This window comes from Leuconostoc citreum (assembly GCF_007954785.1).
Classification (GTDB): Bacteria; Bacillota; Bacilli; order Lactobacillales; family Lactobacillaceae; genus Leuconostoc; species Leuconostoc citreum.
The window spans coordinates 522,719-545,665 of sequence record NZ_CP042410.1 but is presented as its reverse complement, the minus strand read 5'-3'; the positions used below and the strand labels follow the sequence as shown (position 1 = coordinate 545,665).

26 protein-coding genes and 1 pseudogene are annotated in these 22,947 nt (G+C 37.8%); all 27 read right to left on the bottom strand.

What is annotated here, in order from left to right; translation table 11 throughout:
• Positions 1-18: 18 nt before the first annotated feature.
• Positions 19-5,832, bottom strand: a complete 5,814-nt coding sequence (locus FGL72_RS02675) for a phage tail tape measure protein (protein ID WP_146992538.1) — start codon at positions 5,830-5,832, stop codon at positions 19-21.
• Positions 5,833-6,041: 209 nt separating this feature from the next.
• Positions 6,042-6,470: a phage tail tube assembly chaperone gene (locus FGL72_RS02665; protein ID WP_139988219.1), complete on the bottom strand. Its 429-nt coding sequence runs from the start codon at positions 6,468-6,470 to the stop codon at positions 6,042-6,044.
• Positions 6,471-6,570: 100 nt separating this feature from the next.
• Positions 6,571-7,221, bottom strand: coding sequence for a phage tail protein (locus FGL72_RS02660; protein WP_085699938.1), 651 nt, complete (start codon positions 7,219-7,221; stop codon positions 6,571-6,573).
• Between the two features lie 3 nt (positions 7,222-7,224).
• The gene (locus tag FGL72_RS02655) at positions 7,225-7,599 is read right to left on the bottom strand and encodes a DUF806 family protein (RefSeq protein ID WP_139988220.1); all 375 of its coding nucleotides are present in this window, start codon (positions 7,597-7,599) and stop codon (positions 7,225-7,227) included.
• Positions 7,596-8,012 carry an HK97-gp10 family putative phage morphogenesis protein gene (locus tag FGL72_RS02650; RefSeq protein ID WP_139988221.1) on the bottom strand — a complete coding sequence of 139 codons (417 nt, stop codon included), beginning with the start codon at positions 8,010-8,012 and terminating at the stop codon, positions 7,596-7,598. Before FGL72_RS02650 ends, FGL72_RS02655 begins: the two co-directional genes overlap by 4 nt.
• The gene (locus FGL72_RS02645; RefSeq protein WP_139988222.1) at positions 8,002-8,373 is read right to left on the bottom strand and encodes a phage head closure protein; all 372 of its coding nucleotides are present in this window, start codon (positions 8,371-8,373) and stop codon (positions 8,002-8,004) included. The genes FGL72_RS02650 and FGL72_RS02645 overlap by 11 nt, the downstream gene beginning before the upstream one ends.
• Entirely contained in the window at positions 8,366-8,692 is a 327-nt protein-coding gene (locus FGL72_RS02640) for a head-tail connector protein (RefSeq protein WP_012305284.1), read from the bottom strand. The genes FGL72_RS02645 and FGL72_RS02640 overlap by 8 nt, the downstream gene beginning before the upstream one ends.
• Positions 8,693-8,702: 10 nt before the next feature.
• Positions 8,703-9,866 (bottom strand): phage major capsid protein, encoded by a 1,164-nt coding sequence (locus FGL72_RS02635; RefSeq protein WP_139988223.1) that lies wholly within the window; start codon positions 9,864-9,866, stop codon positions 8,703-8,705.
• Positions 9,867-9,876: 10 nt separating this feature from the next.
• The gene (locus FGL72_RS02630; RefSeq protein WP_139988224.1) at positions 9,877-10,566 is read right to left on the bottom strand and encodes a head maturation protease, ClpP-related; all 690 of its coding nucleotides are present in this window, start codon (positions 10,564-10,566) and stop codon (positions 9,877-9,879) included.
• Positions 10,563-11,714, bottom strand: a complete 1,152-nt coding sequence (locus FGL72_RS02625; RefSeq protein WP_146992535.1) for a phage portal protein — start codon at positions 11,712-11,714, stop codon at positions 10,563-10,565. Before FGL72_RS02625 ends, FGL72_RS02630 begins: the two co-directional genes overlap by 4 nt.
• A 4-nt stretch (positions 11,715-11,718) precedes the next feature.
• The gene (locus FGL72_RS09940) at positions 11,719-11,907 is read right to left on the bottom strand and encodes a DUF1056 family protein (protein ID WP_420870279.1); all 189 of its coding nucleotides are present in this window, start codon (positions 11,905-11,907) and stop codon (positions 11,719-11,721) included.
• On the bottom strand, positions 11,907-13,787 hold the full coding sequence (locus FGL72_RS02615; RefSeq protein WP_139988226.1) for a terminase TerL endonuclease subunit: 1,881 nt from the start codon (positions 13,785-13,787) through the stop codon (positions 11,907-11,909). Before FGL72_RS02615 ends, FGL72_RS09940 begins: the two co-directional genes overlap by 1 nt.
• Complete coding sequence (locus FGL72_RS02610; protein ID WP_139988227.1) at positions 13,774-14,340, bottom strand: phage terminase small subunit P27 family; 567 nt, start codon at positions 14,338-14,340, stop codon at positions 13,774-13,776. The genes FGL72_RS02615 and FGL72_RS02610 overlap by 14 nt, the downstream gene beginning before the upstream one ends.
• A 252-nt stretch (positions 14,341-14,592) precedes the next feature.
• Complete coding sequence (locus FGL72_RS02605; protein ID WP_004907778.1) at positions 14,593-14,907, bottom strand: hypothetical protein; 315 nt, start codon at positions 14,905-14,907, stop codon at positions 14,593-14,595.
• Positions 14,907-15,440 (bottom strand): HNH endonuclease, encoded by a 534-nt coding sequence (locus tag FGL72_RS02600; RefSeq protein ID WP_146992533.1) that lies wholly within the window; start codon positions 15,438-15,440, stop codon positions 14,907-14,909. Before FGL72_RS02600 ends, FGL72_RS02605 begins: the two co-directional genes overlap by 1 nt.
• 60 nt (positions 15,441-15,500) lie before the next feature.
• Positions 15,501-15,700 (bottom strand): annotated as a pseudogene (locus FGL72_RS02595) (hypothetical protein).
• A 138-nt stretch (positions 15,701-15,838) separates the two neighbouring features.
• A complete protein-coding gene (locus tag FGL72_RS02590; RefSeq protein WP_004907787.1) occupies positions 15,839-16,291 on the bottom strand; it encodes a cupin domain-containing protein in 453 nt (150 codons plus the stop codon).
• A 308-nt stretch (positions 16,292-16,599) separates the two neighbouring features.
• Complete coding sequence (locus tag FGL72_RS02580) at positions 16,600-16,998, bottom strand: DUF2335 domain-containing protein (RefSeq protein WP_146992531.1); 399 nt, start codon at positions 16,996-16,998, stop codon at positions 16,600-16,602.
• Positions 16,982-17,173 (bottom strand): hypothetical protein, encoded by a 192-nt coding sequence (locus FGL72_RS02575; RefSeq protein WP_146992529.1) that lies wholly within the window; start codon positions 17,171-17,173, stop codon positions 16,982-16,984. Before FGL72_RS02575 ends, FGL72_RS02580 begins: the two co-directional genes overlap by 17 nt.
• A 713-nt stretch (positions 17,174-17,886) precedes the next feature.
• Positions 17,887-18,297, bottom strand: coding sequence for a DUF722 domain-containing protein (locus FGL72_RS02570; protein ID WP_004903898.1), 411 nt, complete (start codon positions 18,295-18,297; stop codon positions 17,887-17,889).
• A 426-nt stretch (positions 18,298-18,723) separates the two neighbouring features.
• Complete coding sequence (locus FGL72_RS02565) at positions 18,724-19,128, bottom strand: hypothetical protein (RefSeq protein WP_004903903.1); 405 nt, start codon at positions 19,126-19,128, stop codon at positions 18,724-18,726.
• 8 nt (positions 19,129-19,136) lie between these two features.
• A complete protein-coding gene (locus FGL72_RS02560) occupies positions 19,137-19,820 on the bottom strand; it encodes a putative HNHc nuclease (RefSeq protein ID WP_040177054.1) in 684 nt (227 codons plus the stop codon).
• Positions 19,821-19,831: 11 nt separating this feature from the next.
• Positions 19,832-20,281, bottom strand: a complete 450-nt coding sequence (gene ssb / locus FGL72_RS02555; RefSeq protein WP_040177056.1) for a single-stranded DNA-binding protein — start codon at positions 20,279-20,281, stop codon at positions 19,832-19,834.
• The gene (locus tag FGL72_RS02550; RefSeq protein WP_040177057.1) at positions 20,268-20,891 is read right to left on the bottom strand and encodes an ERF family protein; all 624 of its coding nucleotides are present in this window, start codon (positions 20,889-20,891) and stop codon (positions 20,268-20,270) included. The genes ssb and FGL72_RS02550 overlap by 14 nt, the downstream gene beginning before the upstream one ends.
• Positions 20,888-21,799: a DUF1351 domain-containing protein gene (locus FGL72_RS02545; RefSeq protein ID WP_052437263.1), complete on the bottom strand. Its 912-nt coding sequence runs from the start codon at positions 21,797-21,799 to the stop codon at positions 20,888-20,890. Before FGL72_RS02545 ends, FGL72_RS02550 begins: the two co-directional genes overlap by 4 nt.
• A 77-nt stretch (positions 21,800-21,876) precedes the next feature.
• A complete protein-coding gene (locus FGL72_RS02540; RefSeq protein ID WP_040177058.1) occupies positions 21,877-22,143 on the bottom strand; it encodes a hypothetical protein in 267 nt (88 codons plus the stop codon).
• Positions 22,144-22,146: 3 nt separating this feature from the next.
• Positions 22,147-22,947, bottom strand: a complete 801-nt coding sequence (locus FGL72_RS02535; RefSeq protein WP_052437264.1) for a conserved phage C-terminal domain-containing protein — start codon at positions 22,945-22,947, stop codon at positions 22,147-22,149.

The window sequence follows — 22,947 nt, the reverse complement described above, 5'->3', positions numbered from 1 at the left end:
AATTACAGTGCCTAATTTTTATCCTTTTGCTAATGTCTGAAAAGCATTAACTCGCGCTTTAACTTTGTTTAATTCAGTGTTAGCCTGATCAGCACTAACAACGGCTGGTATTGGGTTGGCCTGTCCTTGCACTAATTGAGACATAAGTGCAATGGCTTGTTTCCCTTGTTCAACTAAAGCCATTAAAATGCTATCCGTGTTATTAGAATTTTTATTTCCATAATCAACATCATTTATGGTATTGCTTGCAAAATGGGTAACTGTCTCACCGAGCAACTCCATTGCACGAGATTTCTTTGACAAATCCCATGGAATAATCGCTTCTGTTTGACCACCCTCTGCCACATTAGCAACATGAGGCACATTGGTAATAACTCCATTAGCATAGCCGTGTCCATTACCAAGGAATGATAAATCACGTCCATATCGTTGCATTGCATATCGCAAACCAACTTCAATAGAATCATAACCGTTATCCCATTTCTGGCCGGGGTTAGCAAAGGCATTCCATGTACTTGGCGTAACCTGCATCAAACCGCGAGCTTCGTTACCACCTGTATTTATATCAACATAACCGCCTTGAACAGCCTTAGGATTACCACCTGACTCGGTTTGTATTTGGCGAAGCACTCGTTGAATCATGCTTGAATCAGTTGACAAACCTAGTTTAGCTAATGCTTTCTTAACATCGTTAGACCAACTTTGAACATCTCCGCCAACACCTGTGCTAGTATCATTCACTGGTCCTATAAACTTTTGAATCCAATCAAACATACCGCCAACTTGGTTCTTAATAAGTTTTTGCAGTGGATTATTAGCTTCTACACCTTCTTCACCGCCACCAGACTTACCAAAGTCCAAGAACGTTGTAACACCTGACTTAGAACGACCTGAGTAGGTGTGATAATTCCCATCACCACCCCAGTTATATTCTTCACCACTAAATGTACCGCCCTTAACACCACGGACCATAGCCACGTGGTTTCCAAACTCTGAACCTGGTCCGTAAACGGCAACCATTCCAGGCTTAGGGTCATTAGTGTGTCGTACAGGGGCATTAACCCAATCAGACCCGTTTCCCAGTCCACTAAATAGGTTAGTTGGTACACCCATGTTCTTCAAAGAATTGGCTACGTAGCTGACACACTCACGATAGAAGTAGCCCCAAGGGTCAGCGCCACTATCTTTACCTACTGACTTCCAAGGGTAGTTGTCTCCTTGTCCGTCAACATCTCCAGTGTTTGCAGCATTATTAGCCATGCTCCACAAAGTAGACCACCAGTTTTTGGCCTGATTCTTAGACGGATCAAAAAAAACTTTGTCTCCAAGGTTATTCATTATACTGCCAAGGTCTGACTCACGTTTGGGATTGAATTTCTTTTCTAGTGATTCAATTGGATGCGAAACTTTATCTGTTATGTATCCCAACATCCTAGTGAATTTCTCTACTCCGTTAGACATTCCATCCCAAACGTTTGACGCAACACCGCCTATCCAACTACCGGCGCTTTTTATTCCGTCCCAAACTTTGCTAAACATTCCTGTCCCAGTAGCAAATCTAGGTATTCCACCACTCAACAGCATGGCAGTTTCTCTAGCATTCAAGACCTCAGTACCAGGTAATAATGGTCTAATGACGTTAGTTCCTTTAACTAATTCAGATTGCCCATTCGGGTGAATCAGCATTTCACGATTACCCGTCTCAGGACTATCATTTCCATCATTAAGCATAGCTAATGTTGGTTGATTTATCTCACGTCTATTGGAGCCAAAAAAGCCAGTACCAGTAGCAAATTTTACAGCTATAGGTGCTATAGTGGCTTTAGGACCACCAAATGCGCTGATTAAACCATTTAATCCGCCTATTCCGATATTAATTGGAGTGAATAAACCATTTATTCCAGCTTCAGCGCTTTCTTTCAACCATTTCCACATTGTTCCTAATGCATCTGTCACTCCATCTCTCTCTTGACCGGCGCTTTTAGTTGTATTATTTTTTTGCTTCTCTGCCCAATCAGATAAAGTGCTGCTTTGAGTCTCTGCTAAACCAGTGACTTTATTTTTTTGATCTCCGTGTGTAGACACAACTCCATCTCTTTGGAGAACACTCTTGGTTTGAACCGAGCTTTTTTGTTTTTCTGCAGCAGAAACTACGTCGTGATATTGTTCCCCCGCTTTTTTTACAGTACCTTTTTTCTGCTCATCAGCAGCGTCAATAACATCATCTCGCTGATTACGAGCTTTTTTAACAATATCATCGTATTGGTTTTTACTAATTGTCCCATTTTGATAATATTCTTTGTCAGCTGCAGAAACCGTATCCTTATATTTTTGGTTAGCTGCTTTTACAGAGTCATCTCTTGTTTTATAAGCCTGTCCAACTACCGTATCGTAGTTCTTTTTTGCATCTTTTTTATCCTGCAGTATCTTCTTTAGGCTTAATTTATGGGTTGTATCATTAAGCTCATTTAAAATGTCTTCTTGCTTTTTTGCAGCAACTTTCGCTGTTTTTGATACGTTCTCATTCAATTTCATCTCAGATTTAACAATATCGTCAACATATTTGCTGTGAATTTTTGTTAACTCTTGGTTTTTTTCAGATTCATATTGTTTTGAGCTCGTACCATACTTCTTAGCTATTGATTCTAACTTTGAAGTATTGCCATTTTCTATTTTTTGAACATCTGCATAATATTTATCTGAAATTGATTTCAGTTGATTAACTAAATCTTGCTTCTGCTGTTTGGACTTATCATCGTTCTTTTTAGACTTATTTAGAATATCTTCCTCTTGCTTTTGGGTAATAACACCATTTTTAACAAGAACGTCTAAGTCCTTCTGCGAATCTTTCGACTTTTTATTGTAATAATCTTCAACTGTTTTACTTAATTGAGCATAAATAGAATCAATTTTTGCTTTATTCTCTTTTAAATTTTTATCATCAATACCAATTTTGATAGCAGCAGTTTGATTCAACTTGTCAATTTCTGACTTATAGCTTGATGCAAAAGTCTTCATTGTTTTTGAAGAGGACTCTTTATATGCGGCATCCCAATCATCACCAAGCCATGCACTGATGCTTTTTGGATGTGATTCTTTAAATCCTTCTTGATACGCTTTTCCAAACTTTTTACCAATTTCAGAACCTGCAGTACCTCCAAGTGCAGCACCAATAGCTGTTCCGATACCAGGAGCAATTAGGGAACCAATACCTGCGCCAATGAGCGTTCCGGTTGAAGCTCCAAAAGCTCCAGATTGTCCACTTCTTTTTTCAACACTATCATTAGCTCTTGAAGTATTGACCGCATTATACCCAGCCTGTCCGATACCAGCTAATACACCAACATATGGGAGCGCTTTTGTTAAAACTGGTATCAAAGTTGCTGATAGTTTAGAAAGCATGCCCAGTTCAGCAGACGCTGCACCTGCTGAACTGCTTGTAGATACAATGCTTCCTAACGCGCTTGTCCCTGCCTTAGCGATGTTTTGTTTACCAGAAAACATCCCCACAGCATTCAATTCGTTAGTGGTTTTCAGAACACCATTAAGCTCTCGGTAAGTTCCGATTGCGGTCCTGACCCATCCTATCGCATCACTTATCTTTTTGAATGCCCATATTCCTGCTAATGTTTCCCCTAATATAACTAGTTCTGAACGATGTCCCCAAACAAACTGAATTGTATTGACAATGTCTCGACCGACTTCACCAGCAATCTTTGATAATTCTTTTAATTGCTTTTGTCCCTTTTCGGAATTTAAAGCACTTGCCAACTTAACAGCAAAGTCAGAAACAGATGGTAATAAAGACGCACCTAATGCATTTACAACCACCTCTGCTGATGATTTCAATTGTGCTAACTTAGCTTTAGTTGTATCCATGTTCTTCTGAGCAAGATTTTGAACATAACCTTGACCATCGGCGGCATTACGGACTTTTTTATTTAACTCGTCAAGCTCTTCATTATTTTGAGCAAGGATAATACCTGCTTGCATACCAGTTGTTCCAAACAAGGCATGGAAAATATTATTCTTAACATCAGCATCTTTTATGCCTTTTGTATGATCGTTGATAACCTTCATTATCTCAGACATACTCTTTAATTGGCCGTTAGATTGAACTAACTGATTACGAGAAATCCCTAAACTAGATAGCATGTCTTGAGCGCCAGAAGCAGCTTGTGCCTTACCTTCTAACTTATCAAGATTTTCTTGTTGCTTTTTTAATTGTTTGTTAGAAGACTCAACCTGTTTTGCAAAGTTTTTCTTACCTTTCGTGCTGTTCTTTTCTGCTTCAGTTGCCTTATTAACCGAATTTTGAGCATCTTGAACTTTTTGCTTCTGCTCTTCAATTTTTTGGTTCATCTTGGCTTGACCTTCAGCACTTTTTTCTTGAGCACTAACTTGTTCGCCCAATGCCTGTGTCAAAGAGTTAATAACTTTACGTAAACCTGTACCGGCTTTATCAGCTTCAAGACCATGGTTAGAAAGAATACCCATTGCTGAAGATGTAGTAGATAGTTCAATTCCAGCAGAGTGTGCCGTGTCGGCAACATACTCCATACCCTTACCCATTGACTGGAAGTCAGTAGCTGTCATATCAGCAGCATAAGCAAGTTGGTTAGTAACGTCCTTAGTATTCTTAATCATTTGGTTAGCGTCATCAACACGTAAACCATAAGCATCAACGACTTGTGATGTAACCGACAGAACATTGTTGAAGTCATCCCCAGATGCAACCGACGCTTCTAACTCCGACCGCATAGACCCTAATGCTGCTGTAGTTGTATAACCACGTTTAATTAATTCTTGGTATCCTTCAGCAATTTCAAACTGTGACTTACCGTATTCAACCGAAAGTTTTGCGCCGTCTTTCTGCATTTGATTGACGTTGCGTTGGGCTTCAGCGGCTTTTTCACCGCCAGTAGCTGCCAGATTATAAGTCTTGATAAATGAATTTTCTAATTCAGCAGCAGACTGCACACCTTTCGTTGCAATAGCAGCAAGTCCAACTGTTACTAAAGCGCCCGCAGCAGCGAGATCTTTAGCTTTCTGTGTTACATAATGGATGCCATCGCCCATCTTAGTTGTAGCTCTATATGCTATATTAGCTCCAGATGAAAAGCGTCCAAATCCGTAGGGGTTAGCCGAATTAACTTCTCTTTGGGCACTTTTAAACTCATCTTTCATTTTTGCAATGTTAGTCGCAGTATCGTTTACCCTAACGGTCTGTTTGCGATATGCTTCGCTAGCGATTCCAGAATCAGCTTCAACTCGCTTAAGTTCTTCTGACTGCTTATTATATTGTTGTGAAAGATTAGATAGAGAAAATTTCAGAGCGTTGGCCTGAGCTATATTAGCTTGTCTCTCTTTATTTTCAGCCTTTAATCGATTGACGTACGAATCAGACACTGCATTTGTTTGTTTATATTCAGTTTGAAGCTGTGCTAAACCACTTTTTTGATACTCAAGAGATGACTTCGCGCGTTGTTGCTGAGCTTCTAAACTAGCTAGTTGCTGATTAGCTTGTTGAATATTCTTTTCGTATTTCAAAAAAGACTCGGCACCTTCTTTAGTAGAGGTGTCCAAGCCTTTTTGTCGCTGTTCTAATTCGCTTATTTTGGTCTTCTGAACATCCATTTGACGTCCAAGACCGTCGTACCTTTCTTCCGCAGCTTTTAAATAATCACCGGAAGATTTAGCGGCCGCTTCCTGAGCTTTCCAAGCGTTTTTAACTGAATTAACAGCATCACTAAGCCCCCTCAGACTGCTCGTTGCCTTAACTACGTCTAAGGCAATAGATGTCGCCATTTCAGCTTGAATTCTATCAACCATTTACACTCCTTCCTTTGGTATATCTAATCCCATCTGTCGGGCAACATCCAACGGATCAGCAGCTCGTTTATCAGGTTCTTTAGCATTAAGCATTTCCATGAACGAGAAATATTCTTGGTGATCTAAATCTCCTGGTAAAATACCATATTCCTTAAATAACTGCTTTTTAAAATAACGAAAATCTTCTAGTTCGTTTTTTTTATCAAATATCAGTCGGCTAATTCGACTGAGCCTTCTTTTGGGTCTTCTTTTGCCTCTTTTTCACGTAGCGCTTTCTCTCTTTTGACAGCTTCTTCATACTGCTTATCCGTGACGCCTCGTAAACGGTCTGATATATAAGAAAAGGCTTCTTTAAACTGTGTTGCATCAACACTATCTTTAATCTTTAAGATTTCTTCATCTGTCAATGAAAAGGTATCTTGCACAAAATCAAACATCAATTTTTGAACTCTGCGCTCTGCTAACATATAGTCCAGTGTAGTCATGTCTTCACTATTTTCAAGCATTTTTTGATCATGCTCTAAAAGTTCAATACCTAACTCATTCATTTTATTGAACTGTCCAATTGTCATTCTAACTGGAACTGCTTTTGTCAAACCGAATTTGTTTAATTTAATTTTTTCTGTTGAAACCGCCATTTTAAAAGCTCCTTTTTAGTTATGTACGGGCTACGCCCAAGTTATTAGATAATAACCGCCCATTGCTGTATTGTGTATTTATCCGGCGATTTAACATTAATCATTGCCCAGTAGTTGTTCCTGATCCCGAAGCAGATGTAGGCTTTTTGTATCCAGGAAATACTTCCGTCATCATGTCATCAAAACTAAACTTTTGATCAATAGTCGAATAAACCTTATACGCTTGACCTTTAAACATGCCATCAACGATTGGACTCTTTGAGTTGAATGTCAATTCATCATTTGAGTCAACTTCGTTTTGATTGTTAGTTCCTAAAGTCTTGTTACCGGTAGTAACATGGCAGTTAGTCAACGCATAATAAATATCATGCTGCTTATCCAATGTTTGCGTCTTAAACAAAGCATAAACAGGCTTCAAAACATCGCTCGGTGTATAACCTCCCTTACCATCTGATTCCATTCCTAGCATTTGTTGTTGTGCATTAAACTCTAAATCTAAGAATGTTGTTTGTGCTGTTGGATAAGCCGTTCCCTTAGAGGCACGCTTTTGCTTGTTATTTGCATAACCAGGTGTTACCGTTCCGGTTAAGTTAGCAAACTGTACCTGCGTTAAACCCTCAGCGGACGCATTTGTATGTCCATCAGCAAAGTAAACTCCCGTTGTATCAAGTCCATCGCTGCCTGCAATAATTTGACCTGTATTTTGATCAGCTTTGGCGAACCATGCGCCTACAATACCTTGTGTTGCCATGAATTATTCCTCCAATAAGAAATTTTTTGTAAAATAAAAGACCTTAGTCACTTGATTAGTTTTCGGGTCATTTATGTGTGATTTAGATTGACTTAGGTGCCAATCGTTGCTTTCTAATTTTCTTGCGACTGCGATTTCTACATCTAAAATTGGTTTGTCAAAGTTTGTACCATAAAATATTTGTACTTCAACGCCATAGCTTAAATTTCTGAATCGATTGTTAGCTCGCTTGTCTAAAACATTAATCGATTCCGTAATTAAAACAACGGTGTCAGCTGTATTCTTAAGATATTCTTCATCAATTTCGTTTGTAAAAACAGCATTTGCAAATGATAATGACTCGATTAAGTCACTAACTTCATATATAGGTAATATCATTTGTCACCGCCTTTTAATAAGCGTTGATATTCAGTATATTGCGCCTGTAAAATTAACTGCTTTGAGTTCCGACGAGTATCATCGACAAAGTGATCGCCCTTCATAAACTTTGTACCATCATTCAGAAACCTAGCAATACGAGCGTGATTAATACCTTTGTTTGTGAATCCCACAATAGATGTTCCGTCCCTAATATAATCAATATTGGTGTCACCCATTTCTATAGAATCAGCCAAGTGCTCAATTTTACTCGTATCTCTATTTTTTTGATAATGTTTCAATTTAGTGACATGTACTAGTTCTGCTTTTAAAACTTCTGCCCCTACATGCGTAATTTTTTGTCGATCATGGACACTTGGGACAAGTTTATTAACATTTTTAAACCAGCTATCTAATGCTTCATCAAGTTCCATTTACAAGCCCCACTGGCTCCTTTGTAATCGTGATGTAGTCAAAAGATATAGGCGTGTTAGTCTCATCCGACGAAACATACTTGATATCATGAATAGCACCACTCTTAACAAAGCGAACCTTTAAATTACGTGTAACGTCCATAACGTGCCTTACAGCAATTATTTTAGTTTCTTGTATATCTGTTCCAAAGATACTATCAGACTGTGTGACAGAACGACTACGTGGCGCATAACGCAATGGCTTACCAACTGAAACAAAAGTAGGTACTTTCAATCCAGTATTTCTATTCTGAATAGATTTTACTGTACCAAATTCAATCTTGCCTATAAAATTACTAGGCTTTAGTTTTCCGCTAACCATTAATCTTACCAACTTTCCATCTTATTTTATTCAGCATGTATTGATAAGACTTTGGGTAAGCGATTTGTTGTCCTGACAAGGCACCACGATTATAGTAGTTGAAATCAACCAGAGTTCTAACTGCTTGATTAAATATCGGCAACTTTCGATATACTTCAATATCAATAGAGCTGTCAATTGAACCACGAGCATCTTCCTCGGCGTATTCAATCAAACTTTTAAGGACATCCTCATCACCATCAATAGCTAAATAGTCTTGCATGTCGCTCACTTCAATACCAGTTGAAGGAGCACGAGGTGAATTTGTTTCATCTGCCATAAATTACTCCTTATTTACCATCGCCACCGGCAGGTGTCGCTGTGTTAGTGATGAAATAGCCAGCCTTATCATCTGCTTGCTTAACACCAAATCGGAAAGCAGCACCTAAGTAACGGCCATAAATTTTGCTGTCTTCCCAAGCCAAAGTAATTTCTTGACGGTTAGGCATTAGCACGCCACGCTTTATGTCGCCGATAAATGCTTTTTGATCACCAGCATTGCCGAACAAATCATCCCCAATTACATAAACTGGTACTCCTAGCAACGTCTTTCCAGAAGTTTGCGCTAATGATGCAGTTGATTCTTGGAGTAAGTAACGTCCGTTCTTATCTTTCAATGTATCAACGGCATTGTAGAATGATTGGCTAGCGATAATAACACGTGCATAAGCTGGATCTAAATCAACATTCAAAATGTGCTTGATTTGGTCGGCTAATGTATCGCTAGTAGTTGCTTTAGCAGTAAATGATTGCAAAACTGGCGCAATCAACGCGTTATAAGTGTTAACCTTCTTTTCACCGATTGATTGGCCAACCAATGCTGTCAAATCAACTTGTGTGTCAGCAATTGACTCTTCTGAAAGTGGAATTGCACCACGATACGTGGTAACTGACCAGTCTATTTCCTTGAAAGTTGGTTCTGCTAACTTGGGATTTTCTGCCAGTTCAGCGACAGAATTGAAACGATCAGTAGCACGTTGCAAAATAGGATACTTACCACTTGGAGTAGTAACCGGTGTTTTGTTAACCAAATTTGATAAGTCAACAACTGAGTTAACCTCGGCAGATGGATCATAAATAATTTCTTCTGGAATCAAAACACCAACTTCTGACGATGTTACCTGTGAAGAAACTGCATCAGAAATTTTTGCACCGCGAGAATGGATGAAGTCGTTGATACCTTGCTTTTTTGCAGCAAGTTCAGCAGCTTTATTGTCCAAAATATTAGTCTTTTCACCGTATCCTTTAGGCTCTGGTTCAGCATCTTCAAAACTCTTTAGTTGTGAATTCAAAATGTCACGTCGTGTCTTAGCATCAGTTAATTCATCTTGAGCCTTCTTGATATCTTCTACTGAAGCAGAATCATCTTGAACCATGTTGTTCAATTTAGCATTCAAATCAGATGCCTTAGTGCTAGCGTCGCGGAAGGCCGCTTGTAGTTGTTCTTTAATCATATTTCTCTCCTTATTTACGTAAAATAGCCAACTTAGCTTGCACGAGTTTGTCGTGTTCACTTTGTTGACTATCAGTTGCGTTATTTTTTAGTTTTTTATTCTCATCAACCAAATCTTTAATATGGTTGATGACTTTTCGAGGTAGCACATTGCTAAAAGAATTAGTGACTGGCTCTTTTTCAAAAGTCATTACCTCATCGACCAATCCAAGTTCTAATGCATCGTCAGCGTTAATCCATGTCTCTTTATCCATTAAAGCAAGAAACTCTTCAACTGGACGACCTGTTTTAACTGAATATGCTTTAGCAATGGCCTTGTCTGTGGATTTTAATGCATTGGATGTCTTATCTAAGTCATTATGATTACCACCGGCATAGGTTGACGCATTGTGTATCATTAGCTGAGCAACTGGCGAAATTTGAACATTATCACCAGCCATGGCGATAATCGAAGCCGCGCTATATGCAGAGCTTTCAATTTGTGTAATGACTTTGCCAGGATAATTGCGCAATGCTGTGTAAATTTCATTTGCTGCATCAACTTCTCCGCCTCCTGAATTAATTCCAATTTCTAAATCAGAACCATCAGCAGGTAACTTATCTATAATATCAGCCGGTGAAGTAGCAGTCGCGCCTAACCAATCACGGTAAATTTCTACATCATCGTCATTGGTTATCATACCTTTGATATCTAATTTCATTCACTTTCTCCTTTCTGCGTAACCATTGCCACAGGTGGAACATATTCCGGAATTTCGTTAGGCAAAACACCATATCTCTTCAACATAAATTCTGCCTGAGCTTGTCCAATTGTCCCAACTTTCACCATATCGTTTATCTTATCTATACGTGTACTATCATCTATATACTGCATATCTAAAGATAAATCAGGAGCATTAGTTTTTAACGCTATTTCGTCTATCATCGGTGCAACATAGCTTATCAGATTTTCATAATACAAATTTTTAATTTGCTGGCTATTGCTATGTTGGCTTTCTGTTCTATTACCACCCCCTAACATATCCACTGGAACACCAAAAGCTTTACTAATTTGACTTGCTGAGTATTCGGCATTTGTATTTAAAGCTTTAAAAACATCGGTTTTCATCTCAAATTGACTAAATGTAGAATTTGAGTCAAGAACCATCAGTCTTCCGCTGTTATTACCGTTATTCGCCTTCTCGAACGCATCTCTTGCAGCGTCGGCGTCTCCCTGTTCCAACAGAGCGTTACTAATTTGAAGCACTGATGTTGGATTAATGCGATTCTTTATCAAGTTTAAGCTCTGGTCAGTGCTTGCCGTGGCTATTGTTAGTTCTTTGGTTAAACTTTCTAACGGGGACATACCAACTAAATACTGATATGTAGCATCAGGCATAAGCCTAAAATGCAGTATTTGGTCTTGCGACAACATGCGTGTAGGATGATTATTATATTTAGCTAATTCATAAATCGCTCCTTGATCACTACCATCAATATCAATACTTATAATTGATGACGGTGGCATTTGTTCTAAATAGTCTAAATCAAGAGGTACATAAGCATTACCGCTCAACAAAAGCTGCACAATTACACCTTGCCAAAATGAAAAACGACCTATCAACTTTGATGGTTGATTAAGTCGTTCGCTTATATAAGTATTTTCTGTTTTGAAGTTTGCGCTAGCAATATCACTAGCTATGCGGTTAATAACACTGAAAATATCACTATTCTTTAATGCGCTTGCACCGCTAATGTAACTCACTGGTAGTCCAGATATTTGTGAAATGATTGGATCATATCCGTGTGTACTTGGATAAGTATTATCACTAATTTTATGTTGCCGATTTCTCGAAGTCATCAAACCCATTCATCTATTCCCTCCTTTCTTCTAAACTAAGTATCACAGCCATAACTATAAATAATAATCCAGAAATAAAGAAACCGACAATCAAGTTAAAATAAAAAGCTCCAACGTCAATTAGAGCGATTCCTAGAATAAAAAGTATTACCGATAGCCAATCTTGAATGAATTCGAATACTCTTTTAATACAAATTTTCATCATCCAAACATCCTCTTAAAATATTCCTTCTTCTGTTCTCGGTTCAAGTCATTAAAGGGATTATAGTCATCCCCTTTGAAGTCTTCAAAGTAAAATTGTGCCCCCGTATGCGCATTAATTAGAGCATCAGAAGTATCGATATGGTCACTCGTACGATTCATGCGGTCAATCTTAACAGCACCGCCCCTGTCCTCTATCAATACAGCATTAGTAAATCCATCAATTAACAAAGGGTCATCTAGTATAGCTGCATTGCCATTAATAAATTGACCTTGCAAATCCTTGGTTGGGTTTGATAATACTTGAGAAGTTGGTCTAACAGTTGATACCGGCCACTCATCATGGTAATTTTCAATACGTTTTAATAGCCAATCAGATAAATTAGGATCTAACGCAATCATTTTAACTTTCAAGTCATTGTCAGCAATAAATTGTTCTAACCAATGATAGACCTGATCTTTGTCAATTGTTCCTTCTGGGCTTCTAGTTATCTGACACATGCCAAGTAACTCTAACTCTCGATAGTTAATACCATCTTGTTTCTCTTTTGCATCGATTGTCTTAGCCTGTGCAAATGGAATAAAGCTGAATTGTTTACAAAAAAATTTTTCTTTGTGCGCTTCTTTAAATGGAAATATAAATCCAAATGACGTATTATCATTGCTTTGACTACCATCAAATCCAATGTAAACATCTCTACCTTTTATATCAAAATCTGATATGATGTTTTTTTGAATATTTTCTAGTGATAAGTAACTGTTTTGAAACTTTTTACTCCAGATATTGAGTGATTTATTGACAAATGTTGCTAACTCACCACTTCTATCGGCATCATCTCTATCTTTGATTAGACTATTAATCTCTGATTTGTATTTTCCCTCACTCATTTCGTTTAAGTTTGGATTTGATTTATGCCAAATGTCATCTTCAAAAACTTCATTTTCACTATCTTGAGCGTAAATAATTTGAAAAGTATTATCAGCTTCACGTAAATCATCTTGTTCAATAATCTTGCGCATTAGGTCTTGGTCTTTTTTAAACTTAACCTTGGCATTGGGGTACGCAGTAGATATCTTGACGAACATACGGTTTTTAATACCGTTTTGTCCTGAAGTTATTTGTCTAAGCGTTTCATTTTTGTCTGGTTTTAGATTACCGATTTCATCATAAACAGCTATAACATTATGAAAGGAATCGAAACCGCCTCCTTCAGAAGTACCTTTACGAATTGTATTCTTACTGATACGACCGATTACTTGTTGTGTTTGCGCATCCACATCATTTTCTTTAGCCCAAGCAGAGAATTCAGGCATTTTTAACAGCTTTTTAGCTTGAATAGAAACATCGTTGAAAAGCTTCGTTGCATGCTCACTATCATAACTCGCTACTAAAAAATCTTGTGATGTTGCTTCAGCAGCTACCATAAAGTAATAGAAATTTACTAGCATAGACGCTATAAATGTTTTGCCTTGTCTACGTGCCACGCTGATGTTAGATGTAGTAAATCTAGTACCATTATCCTCTGTACGCCAGCCTAACAAACTGTCTAATATAAATGATTGCCAGTTGTAAGGTTTCAATGTCACCTTGAAATTATCCGGATTAGGAAGAATTCTAGTAAAATGTTCAATCATGATAACGTAGTCCGTATCATAATGATAAGGAAAATCACTATCACGCTGACGGCCTAAGTCTTGCATGTGTCTAAAACAAGCTAATTGCGCATCTCTACCAGTTATGTATTTATCAGTAAACAAAACATCGAATGCATATTGCGTAGCTGGATCATTGTATTTATCAAGATAACGTTTATATCTTCTTTTTTCTGACTTAACAGCGCTTTTTATATCCGTTACGCCTACTAAATTAAATTTCTGCACCAAAATTAACTAACCTCAACTTATTTTCAGTATTGACTTCACTACTTTCTGATTCAGTGGGAACTAGCTGTCCCGCTCGCGCATCAAAAGATAGCCCTAACTCAACTGCTAAGGACTTCAAAGACTTTATACTGTCGTTCATAATTGAATAAGCAGGGTTCTTTTTTGAACGATCGTATTTAGTTTCTTTACCTACAACAACTTCATCCCCAGTCTCTTCATCAATTTCCATTTTATCAACTTCAAAACTTACAAATATGCCATTCTTTTGAACATCTGATTCAGCCATTCTATAAGTTGAATATACGGAACAAAAGGCCTCTAAATTTACAGAATCAATTTGCTTTATCGTTCCTAATTTTTTTAATTCCGGAACTAACTTTCGCCATAATGTAACACCATATCCATCGAGATGACGAGGAGGATTATCTTGTAGTTCAATAAGTATGTCTTGTCTCTGTTTAAATTCTAAATTTCTTTCTCTTTGATCAGACCTTATACTTTCATCTGTTCCTGTTGTACGTTTTCGACCAGCATTCTTCTTATTTACCATCAAAACAACCCCCTTTCTATGAATGTTTGTGGTATACTAAAAGCACATAAACAACTCGTTAAACGTTGATATAACAACGTTTCAAAGTAACAAATTACCCGTTTTAAAAATTTTTAATTTCTGCATTTGCGGAAATTCAGGACGCCACCTTGTGACGCTCCCCTCCAACAACCCCACCCCGGGGTATTTTTTATATATAAAGGAACAATAAACACAAATGTGATTAATTTTTAGTATTAATATCGTACGTTTTTATTTTGGATAATTTTCAAAGATTGGCCGACCACTTTGAATCACTTTTAAAGCTTGACACAACTTTTCTGGCTTTAACTCAGTAGATGCAATTTCACTTATTCTTATGTGTTTAAATCGGAAACCATCAATTTTATTTCTGATTGTCATGAAATAAATATGAACAATTCCAAAATTGTAATCAATAATCAATTTATTTCCTTTTCGTTTGTTCGGAATGTTTGACATATTTAATAAACTAATTTGTTTATCTATTTCATTATTTATATTTCTATTGTCAAAACAAATAACGACATCTTCAATATATCCTTTCATCAATCTTCCTCCAATCGTTCATCACGTTTCTTTACCGCATTCAATATCCATTGACGTACATCATCACGTTGCCACGACTTGCTCACGTCTATGTTCTCTATTGATAGCCCATCAGTATATACATCATCCTCTAGCAACCCCTTGTACCAGTGACACCTCTTGCATATCACCCATAGGTTACCCTTGTCTAGCTGCTTACGCTTATCTATCTTCCTGGGGATGATATGATCTACAACTAAGTAACCTTTGGTTGTGCTTGTACGTCCACAGCATTCACACGTGAACATTGCCTGTTGCTTTAGTCCTGCTGATAGATGTTTCCACGTCTTGTTATGGTAGAACTCATTAGCTTCCTTGTCACGCCTGTTAGCATTATAATCTCTTTGTTGTCTCTTACGTTCATACGATGACTTAGATTTGAACTCTGGCTTAGGTCGATACATTGCTTTGTGTATCTCACAGTATGGATTGTCTTGTCCGTATGGTATAGATATATGACAGTTTGTTTTACGGCATATCTTTACTCTGGCCATACATACTCCTTAATTTATGTATACAAAAAGCCCAACTCAATTTAATGAGCTGAGCTTACATCACTTGAACAAACTCCAAATACTATTGGTTGTCTTGTGATAAACACTATTCTTTACTGACTTACTAGGATTAGTTATGAAGCCAGTTCTTTCTTGCCATACGCAGGATTGATAGCTGACTTAACTGCTCGCTTAGCACGTCCAGTTGTTCTCGCGCTGATAGATTTCTTGATTGATGGCGTTCTCATTCCAAACTTCATATACTCATACCTCACTTTATGACTACATTATAGTTCTTATTGACAGCCATTGCATAACGCTCTCCTTTTCACTGCAAAATAAAAAGCGCTTATGCGCTTAAAATTAAGAATACTTGTTAAATATGTATTTCTTGCAGTCTATTCATTTGTTCCTTCTAAAGGTCCTTCTTGTAAAATGGCATCATCTTTTGTGGTTTCTTGTACACCATGTGCATGCTTCACAGGTGAATAAATCGAGTAACACTTCATGACATCGTCGCCAACATTTACAACATTGTGCCAAGTATTATCTGGAATAATAACGGCCTCACCTGAATGAATTTTGCGATCAACCGTTAAGTTATCTTTACTTTTTCCCATCTGCACGTGTCCAACACCGTCAACCAAGTATATAAATTGATCGTTGCCGTGATGAATCTCCATCCCGATGTCACCTCCGTGTGGTGGAATTGCCATCAGGGTAACTTGAAAATGATCACCTGTCCATAGCGTCGTACGATAGTTGTCATTTTGCTTGGCAGCTTTCTCAAGATTAAACGAAACTGGTTCAGGACCATAATCTTTTAGTTCAAAATCTTCTTTGTGTGTCATAAGTCATTTACCCCTTTCTTTCACCCCAATTATATCACAATATCATATATTTCACGCTTTAATTCTTTAACCACTTCATATGACTCTTATAGTCAATCTGCCTATTTTCCATCACTTCGCTTTTAATCTGCACACGCGCTCGCTCATGACGTTCTACACTATTACGTGTCAAGCACATTGCTGGTGTCTCGTATTCACTTCCGTAGCGTCTCTGATATGTCTCAGGCGCTGTTTTGTTTGTTCGTCCATAATTTACTCCATCAAAAAAGCCCAACCTACAATGTAAGTCGGACTATTATACTTATGAATTATTTTTTACTTTTATTTCCAATGATAAATGAAACTACTATTGTACCAATCACGGTAAATATGGTAAATATACCACCTTTGTACTCATGAGCCTCTATCATTAACCAAGCAAGATATAACGCCCCTGATACTATCATCAGTCCAAAAATTAATCCTAGCAAGCTATCTCTAGACTCGCGTTTTATAATTTTTGTTTGATTATTAGCATTTATTTGTTCCATTTTTTGTCGATGTTCCGCTTGTTTTTCAGCCATTGTAACTATTCGATTTGCGAATGTGTTATCAATTTTATTATATCTATCTAATTCTTGTGAAGGCGGTAATGGTCCTTGATACCCTTGCATTACTACCTTATTTGGTTTGCTTTGACCATTATTTGCCTTATTTGGTAATGCCATATACTTCTCTTTCAAATGAGAATTTTAGGTCGTTACCTACTTGTTGCCAATCACTTCCTGACGCTTTTATATCGTCTTTAAATGTTCCCACTACAATTTTGCTTTGAGTGCTATTAGTAGTACTACCAAAATCGATTAATCTACCGTAACTTTGTAAAACTTTTTTTATAGACATAGTTTTTCTCCTTTGCTTACTTAAAAAGTATACAGTTAAACACGCGTTATCATTCAAATTGAATAATAGCGACGCTTCTGCCTAAATAAATATTAACATAAATATCGAAAAATACATAATAATAAGCCATTTTTTTAGAGACAGTCATTGTTGACGGTCTCAAATATGTACAGGTGGGAGTTTGCAGGCAACCACCCTTATATGTTGTGTTTGCGTTACCGCAATGTGAATGTCGGGGCTTGCACCCGAATGAGGGCTACTCCGAAACAGAGTTCTTGCTCATTCACCCACAGAAATCACCTAACTAGTATTTAGCCGCGTTTTTTGCAACTATGGTGATAACTGATTTTCTTGCTCACCTACCACGAGTGTAACGGCTTATTGATACATCACTTAGTAAGAGTCTTGCAATGACAGGACAAGGATTTGCACCTCGCATACGATGTTTCTAACCCAGTTGCTCATGTAAGGTACTGGAGCGGTCTATTCCGCCACCTGTCATAATGATAGATATTCCAACCTATCTATTTCATGTTACCACTAATCCTTGTTCCTGCAAGTGTGTGCAACGTCGCTTTAGGGTGCGATAACCCATAACGTAAGTCACGCCGTAGCATGTGTGAATAGTTATCCCTAATCATTCGATACTACAATATTAGCACTATTTTTAGCCCTAAAACTGACAATAAACTGACGTATTTTCTGGCTAAAAGTTATCCACAGTCTCCATAGAATAGTGAATTCCTATAAGTGTCTTTAATCTGGTCCAAGTCTCGGTAACATTGTCGCTCTGACTTGTTCAACATTTTGGCAACTTGTACCCAACTTCGTCTACGTCTACGATCATATCTCAGTGCCAACAATGCACGTTCTTCATCAATTAACATCTTCAAGAAACTGTCCATAAATTCTTTGTCTCTGATGAATGATTGCAGTGTGTAGTCTGATTCCTCAATAATCATATTATTTTCCAATGGAAAACTACGCTTATTCTCAGCCTTGCCACCACCAATATTCTCATCAATACCAACCGGCAGTTTCAATTCATCTTTTCTCAACTTAATCTGCATGTCTATCACACCAGAATAATAATCACTAAAGTATTTGTCTATCCTGTCCGCCATTTTTTCTCCTAATAGGTAATTTTGTGTCACGCTTTTAATTTGATACAATAGTTTTATCGAATTTTTTTAAAAAGGACTTTTTAATGATTCCCCTACAAATAATCGACACTTTTAATTTGTTTACAACTATAGTTATCGTGACTGTTCTCGTCCTTATTTACTTTCTATATATAGGTATAAGAATAAGAAGCAGGGGCACAGTCATCACTACTTCTTTTTGCATAACTTTACAATTGTTTGTGCTAATTATTTTTAAACTATTTATATTTGGTGATTCTGCTTTCTTTTAGTCACTCACCAACTTTCCCATAATCCTTAACAACGATTACCGTTTTGTCTGGGTTCACACCCTGATACCCATCTCTCCACACATTCGCAGCGTCTAGATTGCTAAACGATTTAATCGTCTTCCCAGACACTCTGATGTCATATTTCATGTACTACCTCCGTCTCGTATATTTCTAACCTAGGGTTCACCTTGTCTACATAAAAGTCATGGTCGAACCCTTTTATATTTTTCACGTTGTCATTGTCCAAGAACACGCGCTTACCAATCTGTGCTTTTTGCATACCATCAAAGATGAACTTCTGCGTAAACGTCCAATTATCTGGGTCTATCCGTCTGTCTGGCAGATACCAATCAAACTTTAACTTTGTTGGCCATGAGAATGATACGTCGTCAGTAATCGCTTGTAAGAAAACGTTTCTGGCATAGGCAGTGGCTGTCTTTTTTAGTTTCGCAGCGATAAAACGATTTTTGCGTTCAGCTTCAATGTATTTATTGAGTGTGAACTGCCTTAGTATATTTGGATCTAATATCACCTTATCCATCTATGCCATCACACCTCTCTATCCTTTATATTCAATCTATGCACCTTAGCAATGCGCTCATCTATCTTTATGCCATTGATGTGGTACTTACTTAAAAACGTTTCAATACCAAGTGTGTGTGCTTCATTATGGTGTATTCTGCATAGCTGCACTGCTCTATGTTTCAAGTGATTAGTCTTACGTCTATCTACACCCTGACCAATCGTGTCTAAATGATGCAGATCACTTGGCTTTTTACCGCATATCACACAACACTTATTCATCAGACAAGCGTATTCGAAATGTGCGACATCTTCTGGTTCTAATGCATCTAATGGTTTAAAACTCAACGGCACATTATGTTCTGCTACAAAGTCCAACATAAATGTGATTAAACCTGCTGCAACTGATTTTTCAACATCTCGTAAGGAGAACTCGTCTAAATCTTTCCACTGTTCAAACCACATTTTAAACAGTTGTTTCACATATTCTGGCAAGTCACCCGACCAGTTAGAAATATCCCTAAATAATGCATATATGAATTTTCTTTGTTGTGCACTAATCTCACGATCATCTCTTACTTGAATTTCGACTAGTGTCTGTTTAAATAATTGAAACGTTGATAAAAACTGATTTGCTGATTCCTCGTCTCTGAATCTGAATAAAATTTCGTTACCAGCTTTTTGTGTTGGATATGCCTGAAACTCTTTCATGACATCACCAATCAGAATGGCAAGTCATCATCTGAAATGTCAATTTCTGTTTTTCCTGATGCTGCAAAAGGATTAGGTGACTGCTTTGTGTTCTGTCCGGCGAACGGATCCACGTTATCCAAGTTACTTTGTGTCTGTGTCGCAGCTTTTGGATCTAATAAATCAAAGGCATTGACTACCAACTCATTCACATAGACTTTTTGGCCATTGTTGTTTTCATAGTTGCGTGTTTGCCACTCGCCACCTAGCCTAACCTGTGAGCCTTTGTGTGTGAAATTAGCTAAGTTTTCAGCCGCCTTGTCCCAGATAACAAAGTTGATAAAGTCGGCTTGGCGCTCACCATTAGCACTTCTAAAGCGGCGATTAACTGCGATTGAGCCACTTCCAACCGCTTTTCCTGATTGTGTATATCTAACTTCAATGTCTTTTGACAAACGACCGATTAAATTAACTTGGTTCATTTGATTTATCCTCTGCTTTCTGATGCCACTCCGTCACTTTTGCAAGTAATGGTTTGTAATTTTCTTCTGTCACGAACTTCAATGCCGCAACGTTTGCCGCTTTCAGTGTGAATGCCATCATGTCTTGACCGCTGAATTCAGATGTTTCCGTGATCATTCTTTCCAACAACGCGAGTTTTTCTTTTGAAATCAGTTTCGGTTGTGCTTGCTTTCGGTTTGACGCACTTGCACCATTACCGTCATCATCAACATCGCTGGCAATACCGAACGCCATCGAGAGACTATAACGCCGCGCATACGTCAATGCTGAACCTTCTGCTTGAGCCGAGTTCGTCCCCCTATTTCCGAGGTCGTCTGCTACTTTTGACCCAGACAAATCTAATGTGTCCCCATATCCGATAATACGAGTAATCATAATGCCGTCTTGCACAATATTAGTGAAAAAGAATTTTGCCCCGGATGACTTTCGCGCATTAACTATTGCATTAATAACTGCATCTAATGTCACATAACTCGACTTAAACATCGGGTTGCTAGCGTCTTTTTTCGGCTGTTCAATATGATTTTGAGTTTCAGCCAACGCTTCATAAAGATTTTTGAATTCGGTCATTTTTCACCCCTGAAAGCAATACCATTTGATTTCATATAATCTGCTAATTGGTTCAGTTGCGCACTCGTTGCTTCGATAATGTATAGTGTCCTGTTATATGTTTTTTCAGGAACAGGCTGCGTATTTTGAATAATCTCGCCTGTTTCTTCGTCAACTTTTTTATTACCTGTAGATTTTGCGTTCTCAATTTTTTCTTGCTCTTTTCGAGCTTCCATCTCAGCAATCGCTTTTTCAGCTTCTTCCCGTTTTCTTTTGCGCCCCACATCGCCGTCAATGTCACCCATAATCTGTGCAAGAGTCTTGAAATCTAGCGAATGAATATAGCCCTCTGGTTCAAACCCTTTACTTTCTGCATAGTTTTTGACAGCTGCAGCGTTTGCAATTTTTAACTCTTTTTCAGAAACTAACCGTGATAATTCTGGTTCGATAAATTCATCGATAAATTTTTGCTTCGGCTTAGTACCGTTAAAATTACCCTTGATTAAATGCTTGTCATTAAATTCTGTAATCGTTTCAATGCCCAGTTCTTTTGCTCTAGCATCAACATAAGTTTTTAAGCCGTCTAATCGTTTCTGCTTTTCAGCTTCATCAAACACTTTGACATCCGAATCGATTGCATCAGCTGCTGATTTAGCTTGTTTTTCGAAACTAATCGCTATTTCAGCAACATATTCAAACGGTTTCAATAGCTCTGCCTTGATTTTGCTACGCCATGCTGCTGACTCTTTTGCCGCATTACGTAATTCTGCTCTGGCTTTTTTTGATCCAGTTAATGTTTCATCAGTTACGATAAAGTTGCTGTTTCTTTGAATGATTTGTTCAAAGTCACTTTTGAACTGGTTTACATTTTTGAAATTAATTTGGCCATCTTTTACGTCTACTTTGGGTTGTGCTAGTTCGTTTATCATTTGCCTTATTCCTCATTTCTTGATATTCTTGAAGTGTTATCAGTCCAGATACACCTACGCTTTAACAGTTCCAGCTGTTAGGCGTTTTTTTCTGCTCTCATTTCTTGCAAGGTTTTAATAGCTGTCGGAGATGATTCCCATGTTGACCTTATAGAAAAGTTATCAGCCTGTGCTACATAACTGATCATCTCTTTTAGCCCGCCATTTGCTTTTAGACGAGTGCCAAGCTCTTCAGTGTCTATTTGTACAAACAAATTGTTATCGTTGCTTGTACGCAATCCTGATGCTTTTAACGCTATAGCTGTTCTAACGAAGTCACTGACCCATTTCTCAACCTTTGCCATTGACTAAACCTTACCTTGCAAAAACTTAGGGACTATACCTTGATGTTTCTGTTTGCCATAACCGCTTTGTCTTGGGTTGGCTGATTGTTTCTGATTGAGATAACCCTCAAACTTAGTGCTAAACAATGTTTCTGGTCTGAGATACTTTTCCATATCTGTTCCTGCCCACTCTTTTGCTTTCTTTTCGATGACTGTCTTAAAATCATCAAGGCTAAATCCTTCGTTAGCTCTTGCTTTAATTAATGATTTTGTTTTTGAACCACTACTGCGATACTTACTACCTGTCTTTTCATTCAAGTAATCGACAATTTCTTTGTAAGGTACGTGGTCGGGTTCGTCAGAACCAGACAATATATCTTTACTATCCTTACCTAACCTATCCTTACCTAACCTATCCTTACCTAACCTATCCTGTGCGGACATTTGGTTGACATCTGGTTGCGAAATGGTTGCCATTTGGTTGTCAATGAAGTAAGACCCATCTATATCAACGTTTAGAAGACTCTTTTCTGAACGATAAATTGTCGGTTTCATTCTGTCTTTTCGTATTTTATTATTCAAATTCCAATCTTTTACAACACTTACACCATTCTCAAACATGATGATAAAACCCTTAGCTTTTAATAATGCTAAATCATCGCTGTTTGCACCATAGGCTCGGCTTAACATCTTTGCATTACCGATAAACCCCTCATCATCTGCTTCCATTCCTAAGTGAAAGTAAAGCAGTTGACTAGACATCGGCATATCTACAAACGTGTCACTTGTTGTAATTTCCTTGCTGAACATTCTTCTCTGTGCCAC

Coding starts and splice junctions, on each gene's coding strand:
- FGL72_RS02675 (WP_146992538.1), bottom strand. CDS start 5,832: ATGGTTGATAGAATTCAAGCTGAAATGGCGACATCTATTGCCTTAGAC.
- FGL72_RS02665 (WP_139988219.1), bottom strand. CDS start 6,470: ATGGCGGTTTCAACAGAAAAAATTAAATTAAACAAATTCGGTTTGACA.
- FGL72_RS02660 (WP_085699938.1), bottom strand. CDS start 7,221: ATGGCAACACAAGGTATTGTAGGCGCATGGTTCGCCAAAGCTGATCAA.
- FGL72_RS02655 (WP_139988220.1), bottom strand. CDS start 7,599: ATGATATTACCTATATATGAAGTTAGTGACTTAATCGAGTCATTATCA.
- FGL72_RS02650 (WP_139988221.1), bottom strand. CDS start 8,012: ATGGAACTTGATGAAGCATTAGATAGCTGGTTTAAAAATGTTAATAAA.
- FGL72_RS02645 (WP_139988222.1), bottom strand. CDS start 8,373: ATGGTTAGCGGAAAACTAAAGCCTAGTAATTTTATAGGCAAGATTGAA.
- FGL72_RS02640 (WP_012305284.1), bottom strand. CDS start 8,692: ATGGCAGATGAAACAAATTCACCTCGTGCTCCTTCAACTGGTATTGAA.
- FGL72_RS02635 (WP_139988223.1), bottom strand. CDS start 9,866: ATGATTAAAGAACAACTACAAGCGGCCTTCCGCGACGCTAGCACTAAG.
- FGL72_RS02630 (WP_139988224.1), bottom strand. CDS start 10,566: ATGAAATTAGATATCAAAGGTATGATAACCAATGACGATGATGTAGAA.
- FGL72_RS02625 (WP_146992535.1), bottom strand. CDS start 11,714: ATGGGTTTGATGACTTCGAGAAATCGGCAACATAAAATTAGTGATAAT.
- FGL72_RS09940 (WP_420870279.1), bottom strand. CDS start 11,907: ATGAAAATTTGTATTAAAAGAGTATTCGAATTCATTCAAGATTGGCTA.
- FGL72_RS02610 (WP_139988227.1), bottom strand. CDS start 14,340: ATGGTAAATAAGAAGAATGCTGGTCGAAAACGTACAACAGGAACAGAT.
- FGL72_RS02605 (WP_004907778.1), bottom strand. CDS start 14,907: ATGAAAGGATATATTGAAGATGTCGTTATTTGTTTTGACAATAGAAAT.
- FGL72_RS02600 (WP_146992533.1), bottom strand. CDS start 15,440: ATGGCCAGAGTAAAGATATGCCGTAAAACAAACTGTCATATATCTATA.
- FGL72_RS02590 (WP_004907787.1), bottom strand. CDS start 16,291: ATGACACACAAAGAAGATTTTGAACTAAAAGATTATGGTCCTGAACCA.
- FGL72_RS02580 (WP_146992531.1), bottom strand. CDS start 16,998: ATGGCATTACCAAATAAGGCAAATAATGGTCAAAGCAAACCAAATAAG.
- FGL72_RS02575 (WP_146992529.1), bottom strand. CDS start 17,173: ATGTCTATAAAAAAAGTTTTACAAAGTTACGGTAGATTAATCGATTTT.
- FGL72_RS02570 (WP_004903898.1), bottom strand. CDS start 18,297: ATGGCGGACAGGATAGACAAATACTTTAGTGATTATTATTCTGGTGTG.
- FGL72_RS02565 (WP_004903903.1), bottom strand. CDS start 19,128: ATGGATAAGGTGATATTAGATCCAAATATACTAAGGCAGTTCACACTC.
- FGL72_RS02560 (WP_040177054.1), bottom strand. CDS start 19,820: ATGAAAGAGTTTCAGGCATATCCAACACAAAAAGCTGGTAACGAAATT.
- ssb (WP_040177056.1), bottom strand. CDS start 20,281: ATGAACCAAGTTAATTTAATCGGTCGTTTGTCAAAAGACATTGAAGTT.
- FGL72_RS02550 (WP_040177057.1), bottom strand. CDS start 20,891: ATGACCGAATTCAAAAATCTTTATGAAGCGTTGGCTGAAACTCAAAAT.
- FGL72_RS02545 (WP_052437263.1), bottom strand. CDS start 21,799: ATGATAAACGAACTAGCACAACCCAAAGTAGACGTAAAAGATGGCCAA.
- FGL72_RS02540 (WP_040177058.1), bottom strand. CDS start 22,143: ATGGCAAAGGTTGAGAAATGGGTCAGTGACTTCGTTAGAACAGCTATA.